The organism is Actinomadura darangshiensis (assembly GCF_004349235.1).
In the GTDB taxonomy this organism is placed as follows: domain Bacteria; phylum Actinomycetota; class Actinomycetes; order Streptosporangiales; family Streptosporangiaceae; genus Spirillospora; species Spirillospora darangshiensis.
On record NZ_SMKY01000531.1, the window covers coordinates 1 to 3,092 of the forward strand.

General features: G+C 72.1%; 3 protein-coding genes. All 3 read left to right on the forward strand.

What is annotated here, in order from left to right; genetic code table 11:
• The first annotated feature begins 149 nt into the window (after positions 1-149).
• Positions 150-1,472, forward strand: a complete 1,323-nt coding sequence (locus tag E1293_RS45950; protein WP_132206298.1) for a hemolysin family protein — start codon at positions 150-152, stop codon at positions 1,470-1,472.
• Complete coding sequence (locus E1293_RS45955) at positions 1,469-2,482, forward strand: hemolysin family protein (protein WP_132206300.1); 1,014 nt, start codon at positions 1,469-1,471, stop codon at positions 2,480-2,482. The genes E1293_RS45950 and E1293_RS45955 overlap by 4 nt, the downstream gene beginning before the upstream one ends.
• 157 nt (positions 2,483-2,639) lie before the next feature.
• The coding region (locus E1293_RS45960) for a hypothetical protein (protein ID WP_207939515.1) at positions 2,640-3,092 on the forward strand (453 nt) is incomplete at its 3' end.

Here is a 3,092-nt window from a genome sequence, read left to right on the forward strand (position 1 = left end):
CGCCCGCACCGTCCCACCGCGATCGTTACCGTCCCGTACCCTCCGCGCGGGGAACGTCGTTGTCCCTGGTGACGTTACGTCAGGTACATCGTCTACGAGAGGAGTGGTGAGTCCGCGGTGTCGGACCCCAGTCATAGACCCGGTGCCCCGTGCTGACCGCCGCGCTGGGCGTGCTCGCGGTGATCCTCCTCACCGCCGCCACCGGGTACTTCGTCGCCCAGGAGTTCGCCTACGTCGCCGCCGACCGCGCGACGCTCGAACAGGCCGCCGAACGCGGCGACACCTCCGCCCGCCGGGCCGTCAAGGTCATCGGCCGGCTCTCCTTCATGCTCTCGGGCGCGCAGCTCGGCATCACGATGACGACCCTGGTCGTCGGATTCATCGCCAAGCCCGCGCTCGCCGAGCTGATCCAGCCGCTGCTCAGCCTGATCGGTGTGCCGGACGGGGCCACGGGCGCGATCGCGCTCGCCACCGGGTTCGTCCTGGCGACGCTCATCCAGATGCTGCTGGGCGAGCTGTTCCCCAAGAACCTCGCCCTGGCGCGTGCCGAGTCGCTGGCGCGCGCGCTGGCCTCGTCCACTCTCGTGTACCTGACGATCGCGGGACCGCTGATCCGCCTGTTCGACCGTGCGGCGACGCGGCTGCTGCGCCTCGTGGGCGTCGAGCCCGTCGAGGAGCTGCACAGCGGCGCGACGCTGGAGGAGCTCGGCGACATCATCGGCAAGTCGCACAGCGCCGGGCACCTGCCCGCCGACCTGTCCGGCCTGCTGGAGCGCGCCCTGTCGTTCGGCGACCTCACCGCTGACGAGGTCATGGTGCCCCGTCCCCAGGTCCGGACGCTGCCGGCCGCCGCGCCCGTCGCCGACCTGGTCGCGCTGATCCGCGAGACGGGCCACAGCGCCTACCCGGTCTACGGGCAGGAGGTCGACGACGTGGTCGGTGTCGCGGGCGTCCGCGAGGTCGCCGACGACGCGCTCGACCCGTCCACCCCGATCGGCTCCGTCGCCCGGCCCGCGCTGCTGGTCCCCGGCAGCCAGCCGCTGTACGGGGTCATCGAGCACATGCGCGAGGCCGGCGAGGAGTTCGCCTGCGTCGTGGACGAGTACGGCGGGCTCGCCGGCATCCTCACCTTCGAGGACGTCGCCGAGGAACTCGTCGGGGAGATCACCGACGAGACCGACGGCCCGGCGGACGCGCCGGAGTCCGGCCCGGACGGGTCCTGGCTGGTCGACGCCGGCATGCGCATCGACGAGGTCGAGCGGCTCACCGGCCTCGAACTGCCGGAGGGCGACGCCTACGACACCCTCGGCGGCCTCGTCATGGCGGAGCTGCGCCGGCTCCCCGCCGCCGGCGACCGCCTCACCGTCGAGACGGAGACCGGCGCCGTCGAACTGGAGGTCGTGAGCGTGGCCCGCCGCGTCGCCGAGAAGATCCTGATCCGCGCGGCCGTCCCCGCCGAGGAGGTCGTGTGAGCCCGCTGGCCTCGCTGCTGATCACCGTCCTGCTGCTGCTGGGGAACGGGTTCTTCGTCGCCGCCGAGTTCGCGCTCGTCGCCGCGGGCCGCCCGCAGCTGGAGCGCGCCGCCGCGAAGGGCAGCCGTCCCGCGGTCGCCGCGCTCGCGGGCGTCCGCGAGCTGTCGCTGATGCTCGCCGGCGCGCAGTTCGGCATCACGATGTGCTCGCTGGGCCTCGCGATCGTCACCGAACCCGCGTTCGAGCACTTCCTGGAGCCGCCGCTGCACGCGCTCGGCGTCCCGGAGGCCGGCGTGAAGGCCATCGCGCTCGGCTCCGCCCTCGCCGTCATCACGTTCCTGCACATGGTCGTCGGCGAGATGGCGCCCAAGTCGTGGGCGATCGCGCACCCCGAGCGGTCGGCGCTGATCCTGGCGCTGCCGTTCCGCGCGTTCGCGAAGGTGTCCCGCCCGATCCTGTCGGCGCTGAACGCGATGACGAACGCGCTGCTGCGGCTCATCCGGGTCACCCCGAAGGACGAGCTGGACAACCACACCGACCCGGCCCGGCTCAGCCACCTGGTCGGCGAGTCCCGCCGCCTCGGCCTCATCGGACGCCACGACCACGAACTGCTGCGGCGGGCGATCTCCGCGCGGGAGGTCACGGTCGGCCACCTCGTCGTGCCCGCCACGTCCGTCACGACGATCGGCGCGGACGCGACCGCCGCGCAGATCCGCCGGACCGCGACCGCCAGCGGCCACAACCGGCTGCTGGTCCGCGACAAGGACGGCGCGATGACGGGGATCGTCCACGTCCGGGCGGCCATCACCGACCCCGCCGGCGAGCGCCGGGCCGACGAACTGGCGCACCCGGCCCCCGTCCTGACGGCCGAGACGACCGTCCTGGACGCGGTCAGCCGCATGCGCCGGGGCCGCGCCCAGCTCGCCGTGGTCAACGAGGGCACCGAGTTCGCCGGCATCGTGACCCTGGACGACCTCCTCGCGGAGCTACTGGCCACCAACCCGCACTAGCGATCTTCCTGGCCGGGCCGGCGTGGTGATCGCCACGGTGAAGATCATCACGCCGTCCTCGCCGATCACCGTTGATCCTCGGGCTGTGAGACGTTAGTCCTGAGCAAAAGGGGAACATACTGGCCCCGGACGGACAGATCTGGGACGGGACGACGTCGTGAAGCAGCCTCCGGAAACCAACGAGCCCGACGAAGACAGCACAACGCCCCCATACCTGCCCGACTCCGAGCTGCCCACGGTCACCGTCCCCCTCCCCCAACCAGACGACCAGACCACCGACGGCGAGCCAGAACCACCCGCCGACGACCCCGAGACGGTCGACACCGACGCCACCCTTGACGACCAGGCCGCCGACGACACAGCGTCCGACCTGCTGGTTGTGGAGGACGCCTCCGCAGGCGCGGCGCAGGAGGATGCGTCCACCAGCGAAAGCACGGCCGACGACACCCCCAGCACAGACACCGACGCGACCCTTGACGACCAGGCCACCGACGACGTGGCGTCCGATCCGCTGGTTGTGGAGGACGCCTCCGCAGAGGCGGCGCAGGAGGATGCGTCCTCCGGTGAAGTGGCGGCGGACGCTGCGGAAGTTCTGATTGGGGATGGGGAG